Raw genomic sequence first — 24,176 nt, forward strand, 5'->3', positions numbered from 1 at the left:
AGTTATAAATTGCAAATATAAAGGCGAAGATAAATAAAATATGTGGTAAATTCATATCTTCTATCTTCGCTCTTTCTTTATTTTAAATATAACTATTTTAGCTAATTAATAAAAATCTTTCTATCTTCATTGCAAATTATTTCTATTTGCTTACCTTCTTTAGTTTTTGTTATTAAAGTTACCTTGCGCCCCCAAAGATCTTGAACATATTTTAGAGTTTCTTTAGCATATGACATTTCAAGTTCTCTTCCATCGAAGAAATGCTCTAATGTTAAAGTTAAGTCTCTTCTATTTAAATTAGTTACTCTAATGTATGGAATTGATGCAACTCCACAAGTATCTGCAAGATAATCTCTTATTTCTTTCCAGCCTATTTCATCTGGAACCTCTTCAACTACATATTCAAAACTCTTTTTAGCATACTGAAATAAGTTTAGTTCTTCACATAATTCTCTTGTTAGATATCTTCTTAAGAAAGAGCTATCTCTTTCTGTTTTTCTAACTTCGAATATTTTTTCTCTACCAAATCTTTTTTCAATATCTTGAAAAACCTTAAATCCTAAATAATATGGATTAAGTCCTCCAACTATAGGCGCTACAACATCATTGTGTCTTTTTAAGAATTCAAAATGTAGTCCATCATCTAGATCTAATTCTTTCAATATATTATAATGCCAAAAACTTGCCCAACCTTCATTCATTATTTTGGTTTCAATTTGAGGCATAAAATATTGAGTTTCTCTCTTTACTATTCTTAATATATTCTTTTCCCATTCTTCTAAAGCACTATATTTTATTATAAAGCCTAAAACGTCATCACAAGGCTCTACTGGTATCTTTGACACATCTGGAAATGGTATTTCATCATTTTCATCTAAAATACCTCTATTTTCTTTTTTAGAATAGTAATCAGCAATTAAACTTTCTTTTATTTCATCGCCACTTAATTCTTTTACCCCAACTACTCTAGGTATTTGATATCTAATTGCATGTGCTGCATTCAGTATTTTTTCAACCCTTTCGTAGCCTATACTTGGATCATTTATATATCCTCTAACTATCTCCGCATCTAGCTTAAACATTTCTAATGCACCTTTAGCATTAGTTCCTTCTACAAACATTCTATTATTTGCAAAGAAATCATTATGACCATATACATGAGCCATAGTTAATATTTGTAAAAGTAGTGTATTTTCTCTCATTAAATATGCAAGACAAGGATTTGTATTTATTACCATTTCATATGGTAATCCAGTCATATTTAATGAATACAATGTTTTATTTTTATCATATGCTTTACCATAACTCCAGTGAGGGTATTTAGAAGGCATACCAACATATGCCTCATACCCCAACATTTCATTAAAGCCTATTATTTCAAATTCTTGCGGATAAAAGTTAAGTCCTACTTCTCTTGCTTTTTTTTCTATAATTTCATTCCACTTCTCTAAAGTGCTAACATCGTATTCCATAATTATTCCTCCCTGAGCTCTTTAGATAACATGACTTTCAATGCATCCCATAAATCCTTCTTTTCCTTAACAATTACAGAAACGAAATTTTTACAACTTATCTCTTTATTGAATCTATAATACATTGTTGTTGAATAAGTGGATGGTAATAATTCTGCATATCCAAACATATTGCTTATTTTGCATAATTCCTTTACAGATTTCATTGCCCTTTCATTATCTTCGCTCCAGTTATCTCCGTCACTAGCATATATAGGATAGATATTCCACATTTCTGGTGGATACTTTTCCTTAATTAAATCTAAAGCTGTATTAAGTCCACTTGAAATGTAAGTTCCACCTGATTCTGCTTTATGGAAGAATTCAAACTCATTTACCCTCTTTGCAGTAGTAGTATGAGATATAAATTCAAAAGCTATATTATTATATTTTCTTTTTATGAATCTAGATAAAACAAAGAACAATGATCTAGCCAAATATTTTTTGCTACTATCCATAGACCCTGATACGTCCATGATAAATAGCATTACTGCATTACTTTCTTTTTTAGGTTTCTTCTTAACTCTATAATATCTAAGGTCTTCTTCTCTAAAAGGAAATCTTTCTATATCATTATCTAAACCTACTTCTTGTAATGCTCTCTTTTTGCCTTGTTTTCTTTGTAGTTTTGCTACAACTGTCTTTTTCTTTGCGAGTCTTGGATTTATTCCATATCTTTGATAACCACGCTTTCTGCCTGCACTTTCTGTTATTATTTCAGAGTATTTCTTTCTATCCAAATGAGGTAATTCTAGATCCTCAATGATATAATCCATAAGCTCTTCCATGGTTATTTCTGTTTCGTAAATATCATCTCCTGGAGAGTTACCAGCACCTTGATTTCCACTTTTTCCTGATTTAGGGCTTCCATCAGATATTTTATCTCCTCTTCTTTCTTCCCCAACTCCAGTGGCAACCCCTTTATTATTTCTTCCAAATACAAATTGATATTCTTTTATTCCTCTAATTGGAATCTTAAACTTTTTATTTTTACTTTCTCCAATTATACTTTCTTCTGAAAGAATATCCCCCAAATTTTCTTTTATAGATTTTTCAACTAATTGTCTATGTCTTCTTCTATCTTCTATTGATCTATCATGCTCTAATGGATTATCTGCATTGTCTCTAAAGATTGCCATTGTTATCAATCCTTCCACAAGTTGTTTGCAGCATATTTTAATATTACATCACAGCAATGTAAGCAATATCCATTATTTTGCATTTCTTCAACCATAGAATTGTATTTTTCAGCTTGTTCTGTATCTCTAACTCTAGATTTAGTTATAATTCTTGAAAGATCCTTAACAGATGCCATAAGTTTCTTTTCAATAGCTTCTTTTAAAGGCTCATATGAAGTATAATCTATCTTGCTTCCATTTCTAACTAAGTAGAACATGTATGAAGTAACATCTGCTCTAAAGCCTTTGCATGAGTTTTCTGAAACTCCAATTTGTTCTTCTATACTTCTCATAAAGTCTTCATCTGGATTTAACTCTTCTCCAGTTGATGTATCCTTAATCTTAGTCTTATTAACAAATGCTTCAGCATTATCTATATAATTATCAAATAAGCTTTCAGCTTGTTCTCTAAAGGAATGAATAAATGCCTTTGTAATTTCTTTTTCAAGAATCTTATTATATTCTTTTCTAATTGTATCTTGTACAAATCCAAGATATTTCTTCTTATCTTCAGCTGCTATATCCATTTCCTTAACTGATTTTATAATACTTTCCATTATACTTAATGGGTTGATGCAGTTATATTCTGAACTTGAAAGGGCATTATCAATTGCCTTAATTATAAATCTAGTACTTATACCCTTCATACCTTCATATGAACCTGCTTCTTCTCTTAATTCATTTATATCAATTCTCTTAGTACTTCCCTTTTCAACTATTTCTTCACCATTGTAGATCTTAAGTTTTGTTATAGGATCTACCTTTGCTGATGGAGTTAATCTTGAAAGGATGGCAAACATAGCTGCAACTTCTATTGTATGAGGAGCTATGTGAGCATTAAAGTTACTCTTTCTTAAAATCTTTTCATATATTTTTACTTCTTCATCAAGCTCTAAGCAATATGGAACTTCTATTTTTACAATTCTATCTAGGATAGCTTCGTTTGTATGATCTGATTTAAACTTGTTCCATTCAGCTTCATTTGAGTGAGCTATTATAAGTCCATCAAAGTAAATCATAGATCCCTTACCTGGTGATGGAATTGATTTTTCTTGTGTTGCTGTGATTATTGTATGAAGATATTCAACGTCATTTTTGAATACTTCTATAAATTCAACTAATCCTCTATTACCAACGTTAAATGCTCCGTTTAAAGAGAATATTCTTGGGTCATCTTCTGGATACATATCCATTTTTGAAATATCTATTGATCCAGTTAAAATTGAAGTATCTTGGTTATTTGGATCTACTGGTGGAACAACACCAATTCCCTTTCTTGATCTAATAGAGAATCCTTTTGTTTCAACTGGGAACTTTTCATATTCTCCATTAAATTCATTCATAAGTCTATACTTACAAACTGGACATAAGTCTCCTTCTATTTTTACACCTAATAATTCTTCAAATTTTGGTCTTAAATGTTTAGGTATTAAATGTAGAGGTTCTTCATGCATCGGACAACCTTTTATAGTATAAATAGGATCACATTCAACAAGCGCTTTTTTCAAAGCTTCTACTAATGATGATTTACCTGCCCCAACTGGACCAACTAAGTATAATACTTGTCTAGCTTCTTCTCCATTCATTGATGCTGAATGGAAGTAATTAATTAACTTCATAATTACCTTGTCAATTCCAAAGAAATCATCCTTAAAGAAACCATACTTTCTTATTGAGTCATTTCCATATATTTTTTTTACCTTAGGGTTTTCTTCGCCCTTTAGTACTTCTACTCCCTTACTAACAACCATATCATAAATTCGCTTATGTGAAAGCTTAGCTATATCTGGGTTTTGTTTTATTATTTCTAAATAATCTAAGAATGTTCCTTCAAATTTTTCTTTGTTTCTACTTTCTCTATCACTTTTTATAAATTCTTCGAAGTTCATTTACTTCCCCCCCCTTTTTACTAAAATATATTCACCACTATACTTTATATATGACAAAATATTTTAGATGACCTTTTTATTTGTTTTACCAATTTACTTATTATTTAATCTTACGCATATTAATTCTATGCATGATAATCTTATACATATACATATAAATTTTGAAAAAATAAATATATTTTGATATAAAGAATAATTAATAAAAAACTGATAATAATAAAACTTATATGAATCTTACTCATAAAAGTGAACTAATTTGTATAAATATTTTTATTAAAAAGTAAAATTTGTTAATTTAATATTTATCATCATTGATATATTAATAACAATTATTAATTAGTAACTTTTATTGATAAATTGATTATAATATAGTATAATAGTAACAAATAAAAGAACATTTAAAGGGGTGTTATACATGGAAGGAATAGCATGCATGCTAAGCAAAAAGTGTAGAAGAGAAAAATCAGAAGAAATAGTTAAAAATATGAATGATGAACAAAAAACTTACGAAGAAATTTATGAAAAAGTAAGTAGTAAATAATTAAATTTTATTATACCTAGCTCATCATTGAGCGACTAATTGAGAATTTAAAAGGACAATTTTTGTATATTAAATGATCTCATATAGAAAAAGTAGAGAATGTGATTTCTCTACTTTTTACATTTTTCTTGACCCTAAGGGGCTATGCATCTAGGGACAGATTTCTTTCAAATTATTTATTCTATTGTAAATGGCATTGACGAGTTATCTATAAATTCAGTTGAACTATCAAATTTAACCTTTCCAATCAAGGAATTTGATTTAGGCTTATATTTATAATATTCTAAATTATATGATACCCTCATTCTATTAGTATCAAAAATCTTATTATCAAAATTTAATCCTTTTGGAATATCGAATACATATTCTTTCTTTCCTTCCTTATCTAGAAAAGGACTATAATCTATATTGCTCTCTTCATTACCATCAAAGTACTCTCTTTCACTAAAATCATAACCTATAAATATAGGGTTAGAATTTATCAAATTATTATTACTAAACTGTAATTTAACATCTCTTAAGCTTCCATAATATTTACTATTATTTTTAAAGCTAACTTTTATTTTATAAACTTCATCTTCCTCCTCAAATCCTGAGTACGCTATACTTAATTTAGGAACATCAATAAATCCATCATAATATTCTTTTCTATCTCCTAACATAAACTTGAATCCGAAAAATGAAATAAATAAAAATATACAAATTCCTAAGCTTATTTTTATAAATCTTACGTTCATATATGCCCCTCCTTAATCTATATCACAATTTATATATATTTTTAATGATATATATATTGAAAATAAAAATATAAAGACTAATATGAATAATAATAAAAACATATATATCTCTCTTGATCTAGATGCTAAATCATGAGTTACTAGATTCAAATGTTTAAATGAAAACACTGCTATTTTATTAGAAACGTTCATAAGGAAATTATCTCGCATCCCATAGTTTGGACTGATCAAATGATATTTAAAAGTAAATATATATGAAGTAATCAATATTAAAAACGGTCCAATATTTCTTGCTAATTTATATCCAAACTTGAATATAATCGGTATAATTATAGAAAAGCTGACCATAATACTAGAAAAACTAGCAACCACATCTTGTAATACCATTAATCTTGAAGAAATTAATATGTTATTTGTTCCAAAACAAATGTACATTAATAAATTAGATAAAAATAATATTAAAAGTACTAACATATATTTTGAATAAACTATATCTTCTCTTCTAGTTGGAAAGCTTAGTATATAGCTCTCACAGCTATTTAAACTATCATAATAAAAACTATTCATCACTACTATATAAGTAATAGCTATAGGAAGATAAGTAGGAAAATAATCAGATAATATACCTAATAATAACCAAACTAGTACTATAGTAATTATTGCAGCTTTTAATGATCTAACCTTTAGACCCACTAATAAATCTTTTTGTATAAGCTTAAACATTACTTCTCCCCCTTTATATAGTGAAACATTATATCCTCTAAGGTTGGAATACTTATATTTTCATTATCCAAACCTTTTTCATTTATAAATAAACCTTCCATGTAGTACTTTGTTTCCTTTGTAGAAATAAAATTTAATTTACTTTCTTCAAGTTCTTCCTTTGATCCCCTAAAAATTCTGTATATTTCCTTTATAGACTCCATGTCTTGTGAGAAAATTAACTTTCCTTTGTTAATAAAAGTTATATAATCTGCTATTCCATCTAAATCTGAAGTTATATGAGTAGAAATAATAACACTTCTATTACCATCTTCTATTGCTTCTTGAAGTAGTTTTAAAATATCTTTTCTTATAATAGGATCTAACCCAGCTGTAGGCTCGTCTAATATTAAAAGTTTTGCATCATGAGATAACGCATTAGCTATCATAAGCTTAATAGCTTCACCTTTTGAAAGTTCTCCAATATATAATTTTTTATGAATTCCAAATCTTCTTAAGTAAGAATCAAAGAGATTTGAATCAAATTTAGAATAAGACTTACTAACTATTTTCTTAAAATCTTTGACATTTAAATGACCATAAAAATTTAAATTATCAAAAACAAAACCAATATTATCTTTAACATACACCTCTTCTTTAAAAATATCTTTATCAAATATTTTAATTTCTCCTTTATCAGCTTTAATTAACCCAAGAAGCATTTTAGTTAAAGTTGTTTTCCCCGAACCATTAGGTCCAATTAATCCCATGATAAATCCTTCTTCTAACTCAAAAGAAATATTATCAAGCTTAAATTTTCCTCTATCTTTGCTTACATTCTCTACCCTAATCATACTATTCTCCTTCATACAACAAATCTATCATGTTATAAATATCTTTCTTATCTAGCTTTATAGCTCTTGCTATTTTCATAATATCTTCTAACTTCTCTTCAATTTCCTTAAGCTTTTCCTCATAAATAAGCTCTTTATTAAAATAGGATACATAGCATCCCTTTCCCCCAACTGTTTCAATAAAACCTTGATTTTCTAGTTCTTCATAAGCTCTTTTAGTTGTAATAACACTTATATTTAAATCTTTAGCTAAAGACCTTATAGATGGCAACTTTTCATTAGGCTCTAATGTTCCATTTATAATTTCCTCTTTTATCGAATTAACTATCTGCTCATATATTGGAAACTTAGATGAATTACTAATTAATATTTTCATTTTTCACCTCAAATAACTATAATTACTGTATATGTATACTATATACAGTATGCACATAAAAAGTCAACTATATATTGCACTTTTTACCAAATATATTTGTATAATGCATATATAAATGATAGATACTTTTTTATTATTTATTCACAATCATATATCTAAATAAAAACATGTCCTATTCTAAATAACTAAAGGAAGTCGTGAAACGCGACTCCCTTTAAAATCCTTATAGTCCTGTTTTTATAAATTTTGCAAGGGGCTCGCGAAACGCGAGCCCCTTTCCCCATCTAAAATACTCGTAATTCAGTTAATTTACAAAGGGTCTCACGAAACGTGATATCCTTAATAAATTCATGAAAAATTCCATTTTCACAATTCAACGTAGGTGAATTATCTTTTCAACTTTTTCATTCTTTCAATAAACAAACCTTTATAGTCTCAGTAAGACTCTCCTAATAATTTATTCTTATCTCAATAGTTTCCTCTATTTGAAAATATAAAGTTTTATCTTTTATAAAAAGTTCCCAAAAATATAAATCATTTTAGTATCATAAAAATATATAATATATATTTTTGAAAAATCTTCACTTTCTCTATAATAATACTTATACTGTTCCTTAAAATTCGGTGTGTATTTTTTGTCTATGTTCAAAGATTTTATTATTTTTCCAACTTCTTGCTCTATAAATAAATTTTTTTCACTTTCCCATTCAAAATTTTTATTTATATTATTGTCATTATATTTAAGAATATGATATCTCTTTCCATCTCCTAAAAAACTCTCTCCCTCATTACTTGAATAAATTTCTTCGTAATTTTTAGACATCTCTAAATTCCAATTTGAATTTACTATATTTACGTATATATTTTTTTTGCCAATATAAATTTTAGCTGTTACTATTCCTAAAATAATAACCCCTAGCAAAATCATTATTATCATATATTTCTTTTTCAAATAAATTCCTCCTACAATATACTTATAACCAAAATCTTTTTATTCATATTAACTCTCCTCAATATTATATATATTATGACAAATTTCACTTTATCTATTTAATTTATACACAAGCTTGTCTACATAATATCATGTTTTTTTAACAAAAAATGTAGAATTTAGATGCGTATTATAAAGGGAATATCGCAATAAAATATATAATATTATATATTTTTACAATAATATTATTTTCAAGGTTTATTTCCTTAAGCGTTATTACTAATTATTAATTTAATTTTAATATTTAATATAAATGATTATTTTTCAAGATCCCTAATACATTAATATTAAGAAATCCCTTAAGATTCCCTCTTAAACAAGCTCCTTATTTAAATAAGATACATAAATGCATATGTACATAATACAGATGCTTTTTAATTAATAATTTGCAATCATATATTATAAATAAACATACTTTCTATCATAAAAAATTAAAGGAAGTCGCGAAACGCGACTCCCTTTATAAATTCATGAAAAATCCCATTTTCACAATTCAAGGTAGGTGAGTTATCTCCTCAACTTTTTCATTCTTTAATTTTTTCATCCTATAATTCAGACCAGCTGAATTATCACCTCAATTGTCCATTATCCATTATCAAATTTCCATTGATTTTATTTTTTCTCCATTCTTATGTTCTTCTCCACCATTCCCATAGCCTTATAGAATCCTATAGCGCCTTCATTAAAACTCCAAACTCCAAGTTCTAAAGCTTCAGCTCCATTACTCTTTACTAAATCATATGTGTAATCAAATAGCATTCTACCCAACCCTTGTCTTCTACTACTTTCCTTTATGCAAATTTCATCTATATATGCAAAAAACTTGTCATTTAATAAATCCATGTTTTTAATTTCTATATATCGTATCATTGTATAACCAACTATCTTTTTATTTTTAACTATTACTATAATCTCAATATCTTCATCATTTAATAGTTCCTTAAAATATGATTTACACATAGTCTTACTAGCTTCTTTATATATATCTGGTCTATTTTTGACATGAAATATGTGTAATTCCTTAGAAATATTGCTTATATATTTGTAATCTTCTAATTTAGCATGTCTTATTTCTACCCCATATCCATCACCTCATAATATTTGTATTAAAAATCTTGGGGTATTGTTACCTTATTAATTCTATAATTTAAAGTAACAATTTAAAGTCATTTTACTTATAATGATTATAAAATAATATATTAGGAGTTTATCAATGAATTTTAATGATGACGATTCGATTCTTTATGATGATGATTCTAGACTAAGACCACCTCCACTTGGAAATTTAATTCCTGGATTCCCAACTCCAGGCCCTGGTCCTACTCCAGGTTCAGGTCCTGGTGGTAATTTCCCTTTTCCTGGCTCTCAAGGTGCTCCACCTATGGGAAGTAATTTAAATATAGGTCCACCACCAAATTTTACTCCATCCAAAAACAGTTCTGGCGTTCAAAAATTAAGTTCTTCTGGTGGCCCTAAAACTAAAGCTGTAAGTCCAGGATCTATTAGTTTTTGTCTATTTAAATTTACTTATATATGGGAAACTAGTGGTAGAAATTATTGGGCATTTTTATTAAATGTAGATCGTAGGTCAGTTTCTGGTTTGCGATGGTTTAGAAATACTTGGGTATTCTTTGGTCTAGATTTAAGAAGAATAGATTCATTTATATGCTACAGAAGCGATTCTAAGTGTGACTCTGATTCAGAAAATAACTCGAATTCAGAAAATGATTCAAGCTTAGAACCCTTAATAAACAATAGGAAAGAATACTCAACTAATGGTGTAAAAAATACTTATACTAAAGTATTAACTTCCGTTGAGATTCCTGAAATAAAGAACGACTATATAATTAATTATCTAGGTGAAGTTGATGGTAATGAATTAACTACAAGAATTCCTTGTAAACAAACAAGAATAACTAATTATAGAATAGTTCTTGAATTAACATATCCTGATGAATTTAATAAACAATTGATAGATAAAATTAATTCATGTGCTATAGAAGCATCTACTGTTGCTTCAAGATATTTAGATGAATTTAGAGATAGTAAAAACTTCCTAACTCCTTTAGAAGTATTTAATTTGTCCGCTAAACAAATAGGTAAATCATTAAAAGTCTTTTCTTCAGAATTTACTAATAAATTAAAGAAACTTAAATTACCTAGAGAAGTAACAAAAGAAGTAGAATATACAATTCTTCAAGAAAAAATAGAAGAGCCTTGGAGAATCTTATAACAATGGATAATGGACAATTGAAAATTTAAAATGGATAATGAATATTTGAGAGTAGGACAATTGATAATTAACAATGGATAGTTTATAATTAAAATATAGAATAGCAAAAAGGACTGGAGTATAACAATATTGTTAATACTCCAGTCCTTCTTGTAATTAAACTTAATTTTATTAAACAGTTTCTTTCCTTTCATTATATATAGTTATTCCAAGGGTTAATGCTAATCCTCCCCATAAAACAACTGCTCCTAATGCAAAGAATGATAATGCTACTACAGTCATAATAGTGCCCCCTTTTTTAATTACTCTAATATATTTTTACTTTTCCATTGTTTTTTACTTATTATTAATGCAAGAATTATTCCAAATCCTATAATACTCCAGCCATATGCAAATATTGCTGAAAGCTCATATCCCCCATAAGGCATTTTGATTTCTGTCATTATGCTTTGCACTAACATAAAAATTAATATAGCTGGTGTTACAAACTTAACGCAAATATTCCACCACTTGCCTATTTTAAAATATGATATTTCATTTGTGTGTTCTCTAACTATATCAGGACTAGCTATCCATCCAATTAGTATAACTTCCAATAGTCCAACCACTACAATTCCGTAATTATTTATAAAATTATCTATTATATCTAATAAATATAGCCCTGCCCCTGTAGAGTATAATATTCCTATTGAAAATCCTATTAAACAAATTACTGCAACTACCTTATTTCTTGCCAATCCAAACTTATCTATAAATGGAGCTGAAACAGCTTCAATAAGTGAAACTGAAGATGTAATTCCTGCAAATAGCAAACACAAAAAGAATAATACACCTAGAAATGTTCCTACTGCCCCCATTTCAGTAAATACAGCAGGGAATACTACAAAAGCAAGTCCAACTCCACTTGATACAACTTCACTCATTGGTACACCTTTTGCACTAGACATAAAGCCTAATATAGAAAATACCGCTATAGCTGATAAAAATTCAAATCCACAATTTGCAAATGCAGTCATAAATGCACTGTTATTTATATCAGTTTTTCTAGGTAAATAACTAGAGTAAGTAATCATTATCCCCATAGCTAAACTAAGAGAAAAGAACACTTGTCCATATGCTGCTACCCAAACCTTTGGCTCCCTAACCTTTGACCAATCTGGTGTAAATAAAGTATTTAATCCTTCTGTTGCACCTTCTAAATTTACAGCTCTAATTGCTATTATTACCATTATAATTACAAGAGCTGGAAGAAGAATTTTATTTGCCTTTTCTATTCCACCTTTTATACCTTTATAACATATGAACCAACTTATAAAGCAAATAATTGCTATTCCTATTAATATAGGTAAAATTATGCCTCCCATATCAAATGGTGAGTTAGTTAATTTAATAAAATCTAAATGGAAAAATGTATCCGTATCACTTCCCCAACCCTTGTTTATACTAAATCTCAAATAATTTACTGCCCAACTTAAAATCATAGAGTAATATGTTAAAATTATAAAAGCATTTATTGTTGGCCACCATCCAAGCCATTCCCACTTTTTCTTTACCTTTGCAATTGCAAGTGGTGTTGATCCTTTATATTTATGTCCTAGTCCATATTCCAATATTAATAATGGAATACCTGCTGTAAATATAGCAAAGAAATAAGGTATTAAAAATGCCCCTCCCCCATTTGTATATGCTACATACGGAAATCTCCAAATATTCCCTAGTCCTACTGCCGATCCCACTGCAGCAATAATAAACCCTAATTTTGATCCCCATTGTTCTCTATTTTCTTCCATAAAATCGCCCCCTAAATAAAGTAATTGCTTATACAAATTACCAGTATTTAAATATATAATATATTAAAATATCAATAAAATCAATATAATATTATTAAAACATCATACATTTCCATTTATTTTTTATAAATATATATTTTACTTTATTGCTAATTATCACTTTATTAAAAACTTTTTGTAAAAAACATAAAAAAAATAAGCATCTCACAGTTTGAAGTGCTTATTTTTTATCTCTAATTTATTTGTATTTAGTTTTTTTCTTATTATTAATTCTTCTATTTTTAACTGCCTATAATAAACTCTTTATGTAGTTTCCATGTATTATCTACCCATTTAAATATACTTATATTATCAAAGTAACAATTAAATTCAAATGGATATTTATTTACATATTCCCACACTTCTTTATATATTGGCGGCACTTTTTTTGATGTTAATGTAACATGAAAAATTTTATCTTTACCATCTTTTTTATTAAACTCAATATAATCAAAATCATTTAAAACATCTATTAATTTATCATGAATAATTTTACCTTCCTTAGACATATTTACATCCATATAAATAACTCTATCGTCAAAATGATTATATTTATTCATTTTAAATTCTGCTTTTTCTTCACTTTTACTAAATTTGTATAAAGCCTCCTCTAAATCTTTTATACTTTTATCATATTCAAAAGGTGCTTTAATAGTAAAATGTGCAGGTAACTTTGATGACTTAGCTTTAAATTTTTGAAATATATCTTTTCTCATTTCATTATTAAAATCGCCTGCTTCTCCTTTTACTACACAAACTATAACATATCTCATAAGACTTTCCCCTTTCAAAAGTTTTTCTTATAAATAAATCTCTTTATCTATGCTAAATAATTAATTTATACTATATTTCTAAAAGATTAAACTATATTATTAAGTATTTTTTAAACTCAAACTTGTTTATATTTATTACATTAGGTTAGCCGATATTTTTTATTTAAATTAACGCTTTTTCTCTACTGGTAAACATTCAATTCTATAACCAATTTCTTTATTAGCCATTCTATATCCTTCATTTATCATTTCTTCCATGCTCATTTCATTTCCTAATAAAGCATCTATAGTTATTTGTGATCTATCTGGAAAATACTTATCAAGTACTCTTTCATCAATATAGTCTTGATTTTTTATTGAATAATCATCTAAAATATGCATTACATTAAATCCAGCTTCTTTTAAAGCCCTTCCAACTAATATGCTTCTATGACATCTTATTGGATCTTGCATTGCTCCAAGTAACGCAATTCTATATCCCTTATTACAACCATCTTTTAATCTTTTAATTCCCTTAATAAAATCTTCTTCATGAATAACTTTTTCAAAATCAGAATACCCTTCTTCATTATAAGAAACTTTATTTAGCCTTTTTGCTGCAAGCTCCTTAGCCATATAAATATATACAAATCCAGCTTTAGTCAATGTATATTTTATAGTTTCCTTATCAAATTGAACATTATATTTTGAATAAGGTGTCCCTCTAATGTCAACAACACAATTAATATCATAATATCTTAACATATCTATTAACTTTTCAACTGTATAATTTGAATGCCCTATTGTATATATATCCATTAAAACTGCACCTCCTGGATCTAGTGAAGAGTGAAAAGTTAATGTAAATCTATTTCAGACAAGCTTCAGTAGATCATATTTTATACTAATTTCATATAACTTAACTAAGTATTCAATGCCTACTATACAAAACTTAAATTCAACTTTTTCACTCTTTATCCCTTAAAACTTTTTTGATTATAATTATAAATGATAAATATAAGTTGGCGAAGATAAATAGAATATGCGGAATAAGCATATAGCGGGCAATTAGAAGGACTTGGTGAAGGAAGAACTACTAGGCCTTAGTGTTGTTGGTTTGTTTGAGCGCAGCGAGTTAACCAAAACTCTTGGCATAGCAGTTTTTCCGAGCCTAGTACTTCTTTGCTAAGCTATTTAGCTTATGGAGCATATCTATTTATCGTAGCCTTTTATATTAGCAATTTATAACTATCAGCTAAATAGTTTTAGTAGTTCTTCCTCTGTTATTGTATTTAACGTTTCTCCATTTAACATATCTCCATCTATTATTTTGCTAATTAATTCTTTCTTTTCTTCTTGTAACTTTATGATCTTTTCTTCAATAGTATCTTTAGATATAAGCTTTATTACTTCAACTATATTTTTTTGACCAAGTCTATGTGCTCTATCTGTTGCTTGGTCTTGAACTGCTGGGTTCCACCAAGGATCAAAGTGAACTACAACACTAGCTGAAGTTAAGTTTAAACCAACTCCACCAGCTTTTAAGGAAATTAAAAATATATTTTTATCTCTATTATTAAATTCATCAACTAAATTTATTCTTTCTTTTGCTTTAATACTTCCATCTAAATATAAATAGCTAATATTATCTTCTTCTAGTTTATCTCCTATCTTTTTTAATACAGATGTAAATTGTGAAAATATAATTATTTTTCTATTTGAATCTATAGTTTCTTTTATTATTTCCTTAACCGCTTTTATTTTTGCACTTTCTTCTTTAAAATCATCTATTAATAAAGATGGATCTAAACAAAGCTGACGTAATTTTGTAAGATATGATAGTATAACAATTTTATTATCTTTGATTTTTTTATTTTCTTTAAGTTTCTTTTTAACTTCTTTCATATATGAATTATAAATTTGTTTTTGGCTAAATGTCATTGGTATTAAGTATTCTTTTTCTATTTTATCTGGTAATTCATCTAGTACATCTTCTTTTAACCTTCTTAGTATAAATGGAGAAATCAGTTCTTTAAGGTTTCTTAAACTTTCATCATCTCCATTTAAAAACTTACCTTTAAATCTTTCTTCATTATATAAATATCCTGGCATAATAAAATCAAATATTGACCATAATTCTAGTAAATTATTTTCTATTGGTGTTCCTGTTAAGGCCAGTTTACAATTTGCCTTTATTGATTTAATCAATTCTGTAATTTTAGATTTTTTATTTTTAATGTTTTGTGCTTCATCAATTATACAAAAGTCGAACTTTTTATCTTCATACCATTCATAATCACTTCTTAAAGTTCCATAAGTAGTTAATAATACGTCATATTCTTTATAATCTTCTTTAACTTTCTTTCTTTCACTAACACTTCCATGAATTATTCCTACATTTAAAGTATCTGCAAATTTTTCAAATTCACTTTTCCAATTGTATACAACAGAAGTTGGAGTTATAATTAAACTTTTTTTATTCTTATTTGAAAGTAATAAAGTTATTGTTTGAATTGTTTTACCAAGTCCCATATCATCAGCTAATATTCCACCAAAGCCTAAGTTTTCTATTGATTTTAGCCAATTATATCCTTTAATTTGATAATCTCTAAGATTTGCATTTAAGTCTTTTGGAATATCGTAGTTTTGTTCTTTATTATTTAAATTATTTATTAATTCATTTATTTTTTCTTCTCCAGATATAAATGGAATTCTTTTATTTCTTATTTTATTTTCTAAATGCAATAAATTATATTTATCCACATATATTTCTTCTTTATAAACATTATTAAATAAATTTAGCTCTTCTATTGTTTTAAAAAATTCAACTACTTCCATGTCCTTTAAATCTAAGAAGTTATTTTCCTTCGTTTTATAAAATGAACTTCCTTTTTTTATTCGTTCCATTATTTCTGCTATTTCGCTATAATCTACTCCATCTATCTTATAATCAAGCTTATAATAATCATCTATTTCTTCTATTTCACTTAATATATCTTTAGATTTTATAAGCTTTATTTCACCAAACTCATTAGATAAAGTTACATTTCCAATTTTATTTAAATGATTTATTCCTTCGCTTAGTAATATGTATTTATCCTCATCATTTCCTGTAAATATAAATTTATCTTTATGCTTTATAAACTTATATCTTTCTAGCTCCATTTCTATTTTTTCCTTGGCTCTACTATCTTTCAAGCCATCTAAGCTATTTGCATAATTTATATCGATTCTGCAATATATATTTTCATTTTCTTTTTCTATATAAAATCTTGGAGTATTAACTTTGTTTATTTCAAATTTTACAGTTTCATCTATAATTATGTCCTTTGAAATTTCACCTAATATAAGTAATAATTTCTTTAAATTAGTTTCTGTATTTTTATATATTAAATTACCCTTTGCAACTAACTTATCGTATATTGTTTTATAATATTTTAATTGCTTTCCTGTAGGTAAATATATTTTCTTATCATATATCCAAACTTCTTTTTTGTCATCAATAGGTGTTGTACTCTTCTTTTGAGGATTTACTATTAAAGCTTCGCCCTTTTTCTTTAACGTAAATATTAAAGGCATATCTTCCTTATAAATAATGGAGTTATAGTTCATATAATCATAAGTTAAAACTATATTTTTATCACTATCTATAAGCTCTAAAAAACTTCTGAGCTCTTCTTTATATAATATAAAACTTCTAGCATCCACAATTCTATTTTTATTTTCTTTAAATTTTGCCTTTAAAAAATCTATAATTAAAGTATCATTTTCATTAAATTTATTATTTTCATCAAATAAAAACTTACCTAGTGCTTCTATTGCAATTGTCTTTTCTTCTCCAGCTCTAAGCTCCAAATGATATTCTTCATTTTTATTTACTTTAACTTGCTTTATCTTTATATCTAATTTTAATATTCTCTTATTAACCTCACTTTTTTCTTTATTAATATTTTCTTTATTATTTAATATTGAATAATAAAATCTATACATAGTAGCTACTAAATGACTGCAAACATAATTTTTCATTTCCTTACTGTTTTCTTCAAATTGATTACAACTACATTTAGTATCAATTATTTTATTATTAGAATCAAACTTTAAATGAGTGCTATATTCATCTTTATTTTCTAAAACTCTACCATATATATGATAAGTTTCATTTATCTTTTTACTTACAACCTTAGATACTAAACCCTTCTTAAATAAAGTTATTCCATTATTCTTTGAAATACTAGAACTTAACTTTAAAACTGAGTCCATCATAGCCTTTAAATTCATATACACCCCTCCTTTTTAAGAGTACTTAATATTATACTACTTATTTTATAGCACTTCATTTATTTTCTCTTTTTATATTATAAATTTTCAAAAAGCAAAAAAGCTCTAGGATGTATTAAGTTATAATTTGTATTTCACTTAACACATGCTAGAACTCTATATAGTATTCTATTATTTCTATATTTTAATTTTAAGTATTTCTTCTTTACTAAGTTTTGAATATTTCATTATTTTTTCAATTGGTTCATTGTCTTTAAGCATTTCCTTTGCTATTTCAAACCTTTCTTCTCTCTTTCCTTCTTCTCTACCTTCTTCTCTACCTTCTTCTCTGCCTTCTTCTATTTTCTCTCTATCACGCTCTAAAAGTGTCATAAATTCCACCTCCACATTAGGATTATTCTTAACTTCAATTACTTTTTTATGAATCTTCTTAACCAACTCACCAGTAGAAGCTTCTGCCGTTCTATCATCAGAATGTTCTACATACTTTAAGAACTCAATAAGTTCATCACTTAAATCTTTTTTAATACCTTTAGTATTTAATATAATTTTATTTGTATCATCATTTAATTTTATATTATTATCTTCAATACATACAGTTTCAAATGTATATTTATGTCTTCCAGTTCCAAATAAATCAAAAGTACATATAAATATAATATAGCTTTTAGCAAGCTTTTTATAATCATCATCCTTGCTTATTAAATCAAGATCTATATTCCCTTGATAATATCTAATTCTTTTAGGAATATTTCTATATTTACCTCGTTGCATTTCTATATTGTATTTTGTAATAATTTTATTAACTCTTTATCTTGTCCATATTTCTATATATATCTATATACATTATCTCTTTTTACAACCTTTTGCATAAAATCTTTGTCCATTTTAGGAATTACATCTGTAAGTTCTCTTTTTGTAATAGAATTTATAAATTTCAATAAATTTGTATCTGCTTGTTTTCTTAGTGCATCTTTTTTAGGGTATCCTTTTCCAAATGGTTCATCAAATAACCTTTCTAATATACATTGCAAATTAATTTCAGCTGCCCACCCAAAATTTAATCCAAGTGGAATTGAAATCGCATTACCATTGTTAATTCTTCCAAATAAATAATTAATATTGAAATTATTTTTAGGCTTTTATAATCTAATTTACTCTTAGAAAAATTTTGAGTCATTATTTTTTGTTTAATTAATAAATTGCTTCAATTTAATACAATCATCAATAAAATCTATCTCTTTATATATCCTTTTAATTTAGCAACAAATTTTATTAAATAATTAATTCCCCAAAATATAGATATAAAAAGTAAAAAACCAATAGTATAATTAATTCTATCGGCGATATAAGCATTTATTGATACAAATAAAGCATTTATACAACTTAAGATTAATTGTAATTTAAAAAAATCTTCATTAATTATTCTAAAGTCTTCAATTTTTACTGAATAAATTATTTTCTTCTTAGAAAAACAAATAAAATTATATACAATAAACAACATTGGTATAATCACACCACAAATAAAAAAAAGCATAATATCCCTCCTAATTTATTACTATTGTTTTCCTAATTAGTTTTTGTACAATTACTTGCTTTTCATATCATTAGTTTTAACATTAATTTCATAGTGCTCTGAAAAGGTAACATAATACCTATCCCAAAAACTACAGTATTAATTAGAAAAATTTTACGATATTTTAAAAATATATCAATTTACTTTATTGATATTAAACTGGTCTACATTTAATTACATATCCAGGTATACCAGCATTAAACCGTGATATTTCATGGATGGTTTAATCATCGCCATGATTTTTCTCTCTTTGATGTTATAGAATACCCATAATCTATCATTGAACTAGCATCATCATCTTCAAAGTGTAATACTATTTTCCACTCTCCAGACATTCCATCATAGACTTCAGTAACCCTTTTACCGGCATATAATATTCCACTGTCAACTACTTCTCCTTTAGGATTTATAATGTCAAATTTTAATCCATCTTCTATATTTTCACCTTTAGAACTACCTAATAATATATGAACATACTTCTTAAAAGACCCTGCATCAAAGGTAATTATATTATTATTTATGTCCATTAATTTAACACCTCTTGTTGAAGTATCCCCAATACTCGTTAGTGAAAATTTATTAAGTCCCATTGTTGAAATATAGCTAGGATTTATTTTATTTATTATAAAGGCTCCTAATAATAAAATAATAATTAATATAGATGTAATTTTTATCGAATTGTTAACTTTTCTTTTTTTCATATCTAATACATTCCTTTATACATGAATCTTTTATTCTATTAAAATTTAAATATACCTATAATTTTATTAGCACTATACAAAAAAATATTTTCACCCTATTTTTCTTTCTTTTCAATAATCATATTAAAAAATCCAATGCTAAATATTAACACCCCAACCAACATGTATGAATGGATAAATCCATTCAATAATGCATCAAATTCTCCTGTTAAATTTTTATTTGCATAAATTATCTTAAGTGTTGCATAGCCTAATGATGAACTAAAAATGATTGTAATAATTCCAGCTAAAAAATATTTAACTTGATTTTTCATAAAATTATGCTCCCTTCTATTTTTAACAATATATTATTCCTTTTATATATATTTTACCAAATAAATATTAATATGTTAATATTTTCAACATAAATACTGATATAATATATTCATTTATTGTATAATATAACTTGTACTCTTTAACTTGAATTTATAAAATGGAGGATAACATGAATTTTACTTATAAACATACAATGTATGCTTCTTTTATTGGCTATATTGTGCAAGCAATAATAAATAATTTTGTTCCATTATTATTTTTAACCTTTCAATCATCGTATAACATACCAATTTCAAAAATAACATTTTTAGTTACTTTTAATTTTGGTTTTCAATTATTAATTGATTTTCTTTCTGCAGGGTTTATAGATAAAATAGGATATAGAGCTTCTGTAATAATAGCTCATATTTGTGCAGGGCTTGGGCTAATATCATTAACAATTCTACCTGAAATTTTTAGTGATCCTTTTATTGGCTTATTAATTTCAGTTATGATTTATGCTATTGGTGGTGGATTAATTGAGGTTCTAATAAGTCCTATAGTGGAAGCTTGCCCAACAGATAATAAGGAAACTGCAATGAGTTTATTACATTCCTTTTATTGTTGGGGCCACGTTGCTGTAGTTTTAATATCAACAATCTTTTTTAGTATATTTGGAATTTTAAATTGGAGGTACCTTGCAATATTATGGTCTGTAATACCGCTTCTAAACACTCTTCTTTTTATAAAAGTTCCTATTTTACATTTGATTGAAGAAGGTGAAAGTAGATTAACAATTAAAGAACTACTTTCAAATAAAATCTTTTGGATAATGATACTTTTAATGATATGTGCAGGAGCAAGCGAACAATCTGTTAGTCAATGGGCATCTACTTTTGCAGAAAAAAGTCTTAGTGTTAATAAAGCTCTTGGAGATTTAGCTGGTCCAATGCTTTTTGCAATAATGATGGGTATATCTAGAACAGTCTATAGTAAAATAGGTGAAAAAATTAATCTAGAAAAATCTATGATAGCATCCAGTTTGCTTTGCTTTATAAGCTATCTTATTATTTCATTATCACCTTTACCTTTATTATCTCTTATAGGATGTGGTATATGTGGATTTTCAGTTGGCATTTTGTGGCCAGGCACCTTTAGTATCTCTTCATCTATATTAAAAAAAGGTGGAACTGCAATGTTTGCTTTTTTAGCACTTGCAGGGGATGTAGGCTGCTCACTTGGTCCAACTGTTGTAGGTAGAATATCTAGTATTTTTAATGATAATATAAAAATAGGAATTTTATTTTCAAGTATATTTCCAATACTTTTGATCATTGGAATAATCCTGTCTAAAACGAATAAAAAAATAAAAGTTCATAATGTATAAAAAATAAGTGGGAATTCAAGCAAATTCCCACTTATTTTTATATAATTACATTTTTAAATACTTTTATATATGTTTTATATTTCTTATTAAATATGTAAAGGTAGTTTTATAACAAACTTAGTTATGTCTTTATTACTTGTTACACTAATATCTCCATTGTTTTTATCAATTATCTCTTTTACTATATGTAGCCCAAATCCATTATCTCCATTTTTATTTTCCTTTGTAGAAAATCCTTCTTCAAAAATTCTATCAATTATATTTTTATCAATTTCCGGTCCATTATTTTGAAGGCTTATTATAACATAATTATAAGAGTAATAACTATTAATCATTAATAACCCTCTTCCTTTTAATGCTTCTATAGAATTTCTTACTATATTAGAAATAATTTTATGAAGTTCTAACTCACTTATATTAGTATCTTTTAAATCAGCCTTTTCATCTATTAGAACATCCACTTCTTTTAAATCAGTAGAGTTAACTACTTGAGATATAATAGAGTCATCAGAACTTAGAACTTTAACTTGAGTTGAAATATCATTTCCCTCTATTATTCCTTTTAATAACTCACCTAATTTTTCATAATTCTCCATTAGATATGCACCATATAAATATGAAATCTGTGAACCATAATCATGCTTTATTTTTTTTAGTTCATTAATTTTACTTTCTAATTCTTTATTTAATATATGTACCTTCTTAGAATTTTTATCTATATTTATAAAATGCCAAGAGATAAAAATAATAAGTCCACCTAATAATACAAAAATTATTTCTTTGAATACTGGATTGTCTTTATCACTAATAATACGTGAAAATGACATTATAAAATCAAATACTACTGTCCCTATTATTAAAGTAATTATAGATGAAACTCTTGACTTAATTATCAAATTTATCTTATAAATAAATTTCATATTTTTTAATACAAAATATGAAATAATAAATTGAGGCAAATACAAAATTACTATAATTGAATATACATTATCAGAACTTGAAATTTTACTAAATATTGTTAATAATATAAATGATAAATTACCGCATATTCCAATTATAGAATATATTATACTAAAACCAATGGTAGCTCCTAACGTATCATCTTTAAAGATTATATTGGTTAATATTAATTGTCCCATATGTATTATTATTATTCCTAAACTTGAATTTCCTAATAAATAAGTACTAAAGATTACAAAAAATGATGTTATTGTTATTAAAATAATTAATTGTAATTCACTCTTTTTATATTGTTTATGCACGCAATAATTTGATGCAATAATAAACATAACACTTTGAATAATACTAATTATGATATCTATCAATCCAGTAAACATATTTTACCCCCTATCTTAGTTTTTTAATTGAAGCTGATATTTCTTATGAACCTATACTCATTACAAATGTTAAAGCAATCTTTGCTAAAAATTCTTATAATACCATTAATTATTCATGTTCATTTGCCTAGTCACTCTTCTTCGCTCACCTACTAAACATTAATATACTTTATAATAAATTTATTCAAATAATTATTAGTCAAAGCAATATGAATTTTAACATCTTGATTTTGTGTATCTCTTTAATTGACACTTACTAATGTATCATACTATATACATCTATTACAATATTTCATAACATTATTATATATTTTTTGATTTCATTTTGTAATTTACATATTTTTATTTTATTATTTAAATATAATTCATATTTTATTGTCAAAATAATATATACTATTAAATATCTTGTATATTGCTTTTCTCTATAATCTTTATTATTTTTTAGTCAGTAAAAGAAATATCTCTATGAGGGAATCATATAGATTTCTTAGTTCATTAATACTTTTCTATTATAACTTTATTATGAAAATAAGGAGGAGTCTAGTTAGACTTCCTCCTTATTTTCAAATATTTCTTTATATAATATAACCCTATATTGTTTTATACTTAGAAGTAACTTTATGATAAACTTAGTTAGATTTTTATCACTAATACATCTAAAAATAACATTTCAAAATCAAAGATTATTTCATTTTTATTTAATTAATTTTATATGAACTCTCTAATTTAATTTTCATTTTGTTTCGCAAATAAAATACACATTTTATAATAGAAAATATTAAATCATCATAATATATATTTTTCTGTGTTTGTAATATTATTAAATATTACTATTACCATACTTCATTAGATTTTATATTTATTATTTAAACAATAATAAATATAAGGGGCTGTTGCAAAATGATTTTTAATCATTTTGTAGCAACCTCTTTTTTTGCATTTTAAAATTGATATTTTAGGGGTTATAATAAAAACATACTATGAAATATCTGGTTAAATATTTATTTTGT

General features: G+C 26.0%; 23 protein-coding genes. 3 read left to right on the forward strand and 20 right to left on the reverse strand.

All coding sequences use genetic code 11. The features are described 5' to 3' along the window. Positions 1-101: 101 nt before the first annotated feature. Genes NSA50_RS15380 through NSA50_RS15390 form a run of 3 tightly spaced genes read right to left on the reverse strand, consistent with a single transcriptional unit; the run spans position 102 to position 4,578 of the window. Positions 102-1,472, reverse strand: coding sequence for a SpoVR family protein (locus NSA50_RS15380; RefSeq protein ID WP_195262803.1), 1,371 nt, complete (start codon positions 1,470-1,472; stop codon positions 102-104). 2 nt (positions 1,473-1,474) lie between these two features. Then, a complete protein-coding gene (yhbH, locus tag NSA50_RS15385) occupies positions 1,475-2,650 on the reverse strand; it encodes a sporulation protein YhbH (protein WP_195262802.1) in 1,176 nt (391 codons plus the stop codon). Positions 2,651-2,655: 5 nt separating this feature from the next. Beyond that, a complete protein-coding gene (locus NSA50_RS15390; RefSeq protein ID WP_257446476.1) occupies positions 2,656-4,578 on the reverse strand; it encodes a PrkA family serine protein kinase in 1,923 nt (640 codons plus the stop codon). A 415-nt stretch (positions 4,579-4,993) separates the two neighbouring features. On the opposite strand from NSA50_RS15390, the gene NSA50_RS15395 reads away from it, so the two are divergent. Then, positions 4,994-5,119 (forward strand): hypothetical protein, encoded by a 126-nt coding sequence (locus NSA50_RS15395; protein WP_257446478.1) that lies wholly within the window; start codon positions 4,994-4,996, stop codon positions 5,117-5,119. A 176-nt stretch (positions 5,120-5,295) separates the two neighbouring features. Here NSA50_RS15395 and NSA50_RS15400 read toward each other — a convergent pair whose 3' ends face one another. The 6 genes from NSA50_RS15400 to NSA50_RS15425 form a co-directional block, all read right to left on the reverse strand. Further along, a complete protein-coding gene (locus NSA50_RS15400; RefSeq protein WP_195262800.1) occupies positions 5,296-5,856 on the reverse strand; it encodes a hypothetical protein in 561 nt (186 codons plus the stop codon). 12 nt (positions 5,857-5,868) lie between these two features. Then, positions 5,869-6,579, reverse strand: coding sequence for an ABC-2 transporter permease (locus NSA50_RS15405; protein ID WP_195430100.1), 711 nt, complete (start codon positions 6,577-6,579; stop codon positions 5,869-5,871). Next, positions 6,579-7,412 (reverse strand): ABC transporter ATP-binding protein, encoded by an 834-nt coding sequence (locus NSA50_RS15410; RefSeq protein ID WP_257446480.1) that lies wholly within the window; start codon positions 7,410-7,412, stop codon positions 6,579-6,581. Before NSA50_RS15410 ends, NSA50_RS15405 begins: the two co-directional genes overlap by 1 nt. Before the next feature lies 1 nt (position 7,413). Continuing rightward, complete coding sequence (locus NSA50_RS15415; RefSeq protein ID WP_195262797.1) at positions 7,414-7,788, reverse strand: GntR family transcriptional regulator; 375 nt, start codon at positions 7,786-7,788, stop codon at positions 7,414-7,416. Between the two features lie 508 nt (positions 7,789-8,296). Further along, positions 8,297-8,740 (reverse strand): hypothetical protein, encoded by a 444-nt coding sequence (locus tag NSA50_RS15420; protein ID WP_257446483.1) that lies wholly within the window; start codon positions 8,738-8,740, stop codon positions 8,297-8,299. 651 nt (positions 8,741-9,391) lie between these two features. Continuing rightward, complete coding sequence (locus tag NSA50_RS15425) at positions 9,392-9,850, reverse strand: GNAT family N-acetyltransferase (RefSeq protein WP_257446503.1); 459 nt, start codon at positions 9,848-9,850, stop codon at positions 9,392-9,394. Between the two features lie 142 nt (positions 9,851-9,992). Here NSA50_RS15425 and NSA50_RS15430 point away from each other — a divergent pair, with 142 nt between their 5' ends. Further along, complete coding sequence (locus NSA50_RS15430) at positions 9,993-11,012, forward strand: hypothetical protein (protein WP_257446484.1); 1,020 nt, start codon at positions 9,993-9,995, stop codon at positions 11,010-11,012. Between the two features lie 171 nt (positions 11,013-11,183). Here the strand turns inward: NSA50_RS15430 and NSA50_RS15435 are convergent, their stop codons facing one another. The 10 genes from NSA50_RS15435 to NSA50_RS15480 form a co-directional block, all read right to left on the reverse strand. Next, positions 11,184-11,294, reverse strand: a complete 111-nt coding sequence (locus NSA50_RS15435; protein WP_195430091.1) for a MetS family NSS transporter small subunit — start codon at positions 11,292-11,294, stop codon at positions 11,184-11,186. A 20-nt stretch (positions 11,295-11,314) separates the two neighbouring features. Beyond that, positions 11,315-12,802 (reverse strand): sodium-dependent transporter, encoded by a 1,488-nt coding sequence (locus NSA50_RS15440; RefSeq protein WP_257446486.1) that lies wholly within the window; start codon positions 12,800-12,802, stop codon positions 11,315-11,317. A 281-nt stretch (positions 12,803-13,083) separates the two neighbouring features. Beyond that, on the reverse strand, positions 13,084-13,614 hold the full coding sequence (locus tag NSA50_RS15445; protein WP_195265284.1) for a 2'-5' RNA ligase family protein: 531 nt from the start codon (positions 13,612-13,614) through the stop codon (positions 13,084-13,086). Between the two features lie 168 nt (positions 13,615-13,782). Further along, positions 13,783-14,412, reverse strand: a complete 630-nt coding sequence (locus NSA50_RS15450) for a DUF488 domain-containing protein (RefSeq protein ID WP_257446487.1) — start codon at positions 14,410-14,412, stop codon at positions 13,783-13,785. 432 nt (positions 14,413-14,844) lie between these two features. Then, on the reverse strand, positions 14,845-17,871 hold the full coding sequence (locus NSA50_RS15455) for a DEAD/DEAH box helicase (protein WP_257446488.1): 3,027 nt from the start codon (positions 17,869-17,871) through the stop codon (positions 14,845-14,847). Between the two features lie 177 nt (positions 17,872-18,048). Further along, entirely contained in the window at positions 18,049-18,669 is a 621-nt protein-coding gene (locus NSA50_RS15460; RefSeq protein ID WP_374940979.1) for an Rpn family recombination-promoting nuclease/putative transposase, read from the reverse strand. 29 nt (positions 18,670-18,698) lie between these two features. Further along, the gene (locus NSA50_RS15465) at positions 18,699-18,905 is read right to left on the reverse strand and encodes an RpiB/LacA/LacB family sugar-phosphate isomerase (protein WP_257446490.1); all 207 of its coding nucleotides are present in this window, start codon (positions 18,903-18,905) and stop codon (positions 18,699-18,701) included. 200 nt (positions 18,906-19,105) lie between these two features. Further along, complete coding sequence (locus NSA50_RS15470; protein ID WP_257446491.1) at positions 19,106-19,408, reverse strand: hypothetical protein; 303 nt, start codon at positions 19,406-19,408, stop codon at positions 19,106-19,108. A 266-nt stretch (positions 19,409-19,674) separates the two neighbouring features. Further along, positions 19,675-20,148 (reverse strand): hypothetical protein, encoded by a 474-nt coding sequence (locus tag NSA50_RS15475; protein ID WP_195265263.1) that lies wholly within the window; start codon positions 20,146-20,148, stop codon positions 19,675-19,677. Positions 20,149-20,243: 95 nt separating this feature from the next. Continuing rightward, positions 20,244-20,462 carry a glycosyl transferase gene (locus NSA50_RS15480; RefSeq protein ID WP_195265261.1) on the reverse strand — a complete coding sequence of 73 codons (219 nt, stop codon included), beginning with the start codon at positions 20,460-20,462 and terminating at the stop codon, positions 20,244-20,246. A gap of 170 nt (positions 20,463-20,632) precedes the next feature. Here NSA50_RS15480 and NSA50_RS15485 point away from each other — a divergent pair, with 170 nt between their 5' ends. Further along, a complete protein-coding gene (locus tag NSA50_RS15485; RefSeq protein WP_257446493.1) occupies positions 20,633-21,829 on the forward strand; it encodes an MFS transporter in 1,197 nt (398 codons plus the stop codon). Positions 21,830-21,915: 86 nt separating this feature from the next. On the opposite strand, the gene NSA50_RS15490 is transcribed toward NSA50_RS15485, so the two are convergent. After that, on the reverse strand, positions 21,916-23,166 hold the full coding sequence (locus tag NSA50_RS15490; RefSeq protein ID WP_257446495.1) for a sensor histidine kinase: 1,251 nt from the start codon (positions 23,164-23,166) through the stop codon (positions 21,916-21,918). Positions 23,167-24,176 lie beyond the last annotated feature (1,010 nt).

The sequence above is a fragment of the Clostridium mucosae genome (assembly GCF_024622765.1).
GTDB lineage: Bacteria > Bacillota > Clostridia > Clostridiales > Clostridiaceae > Clostridium.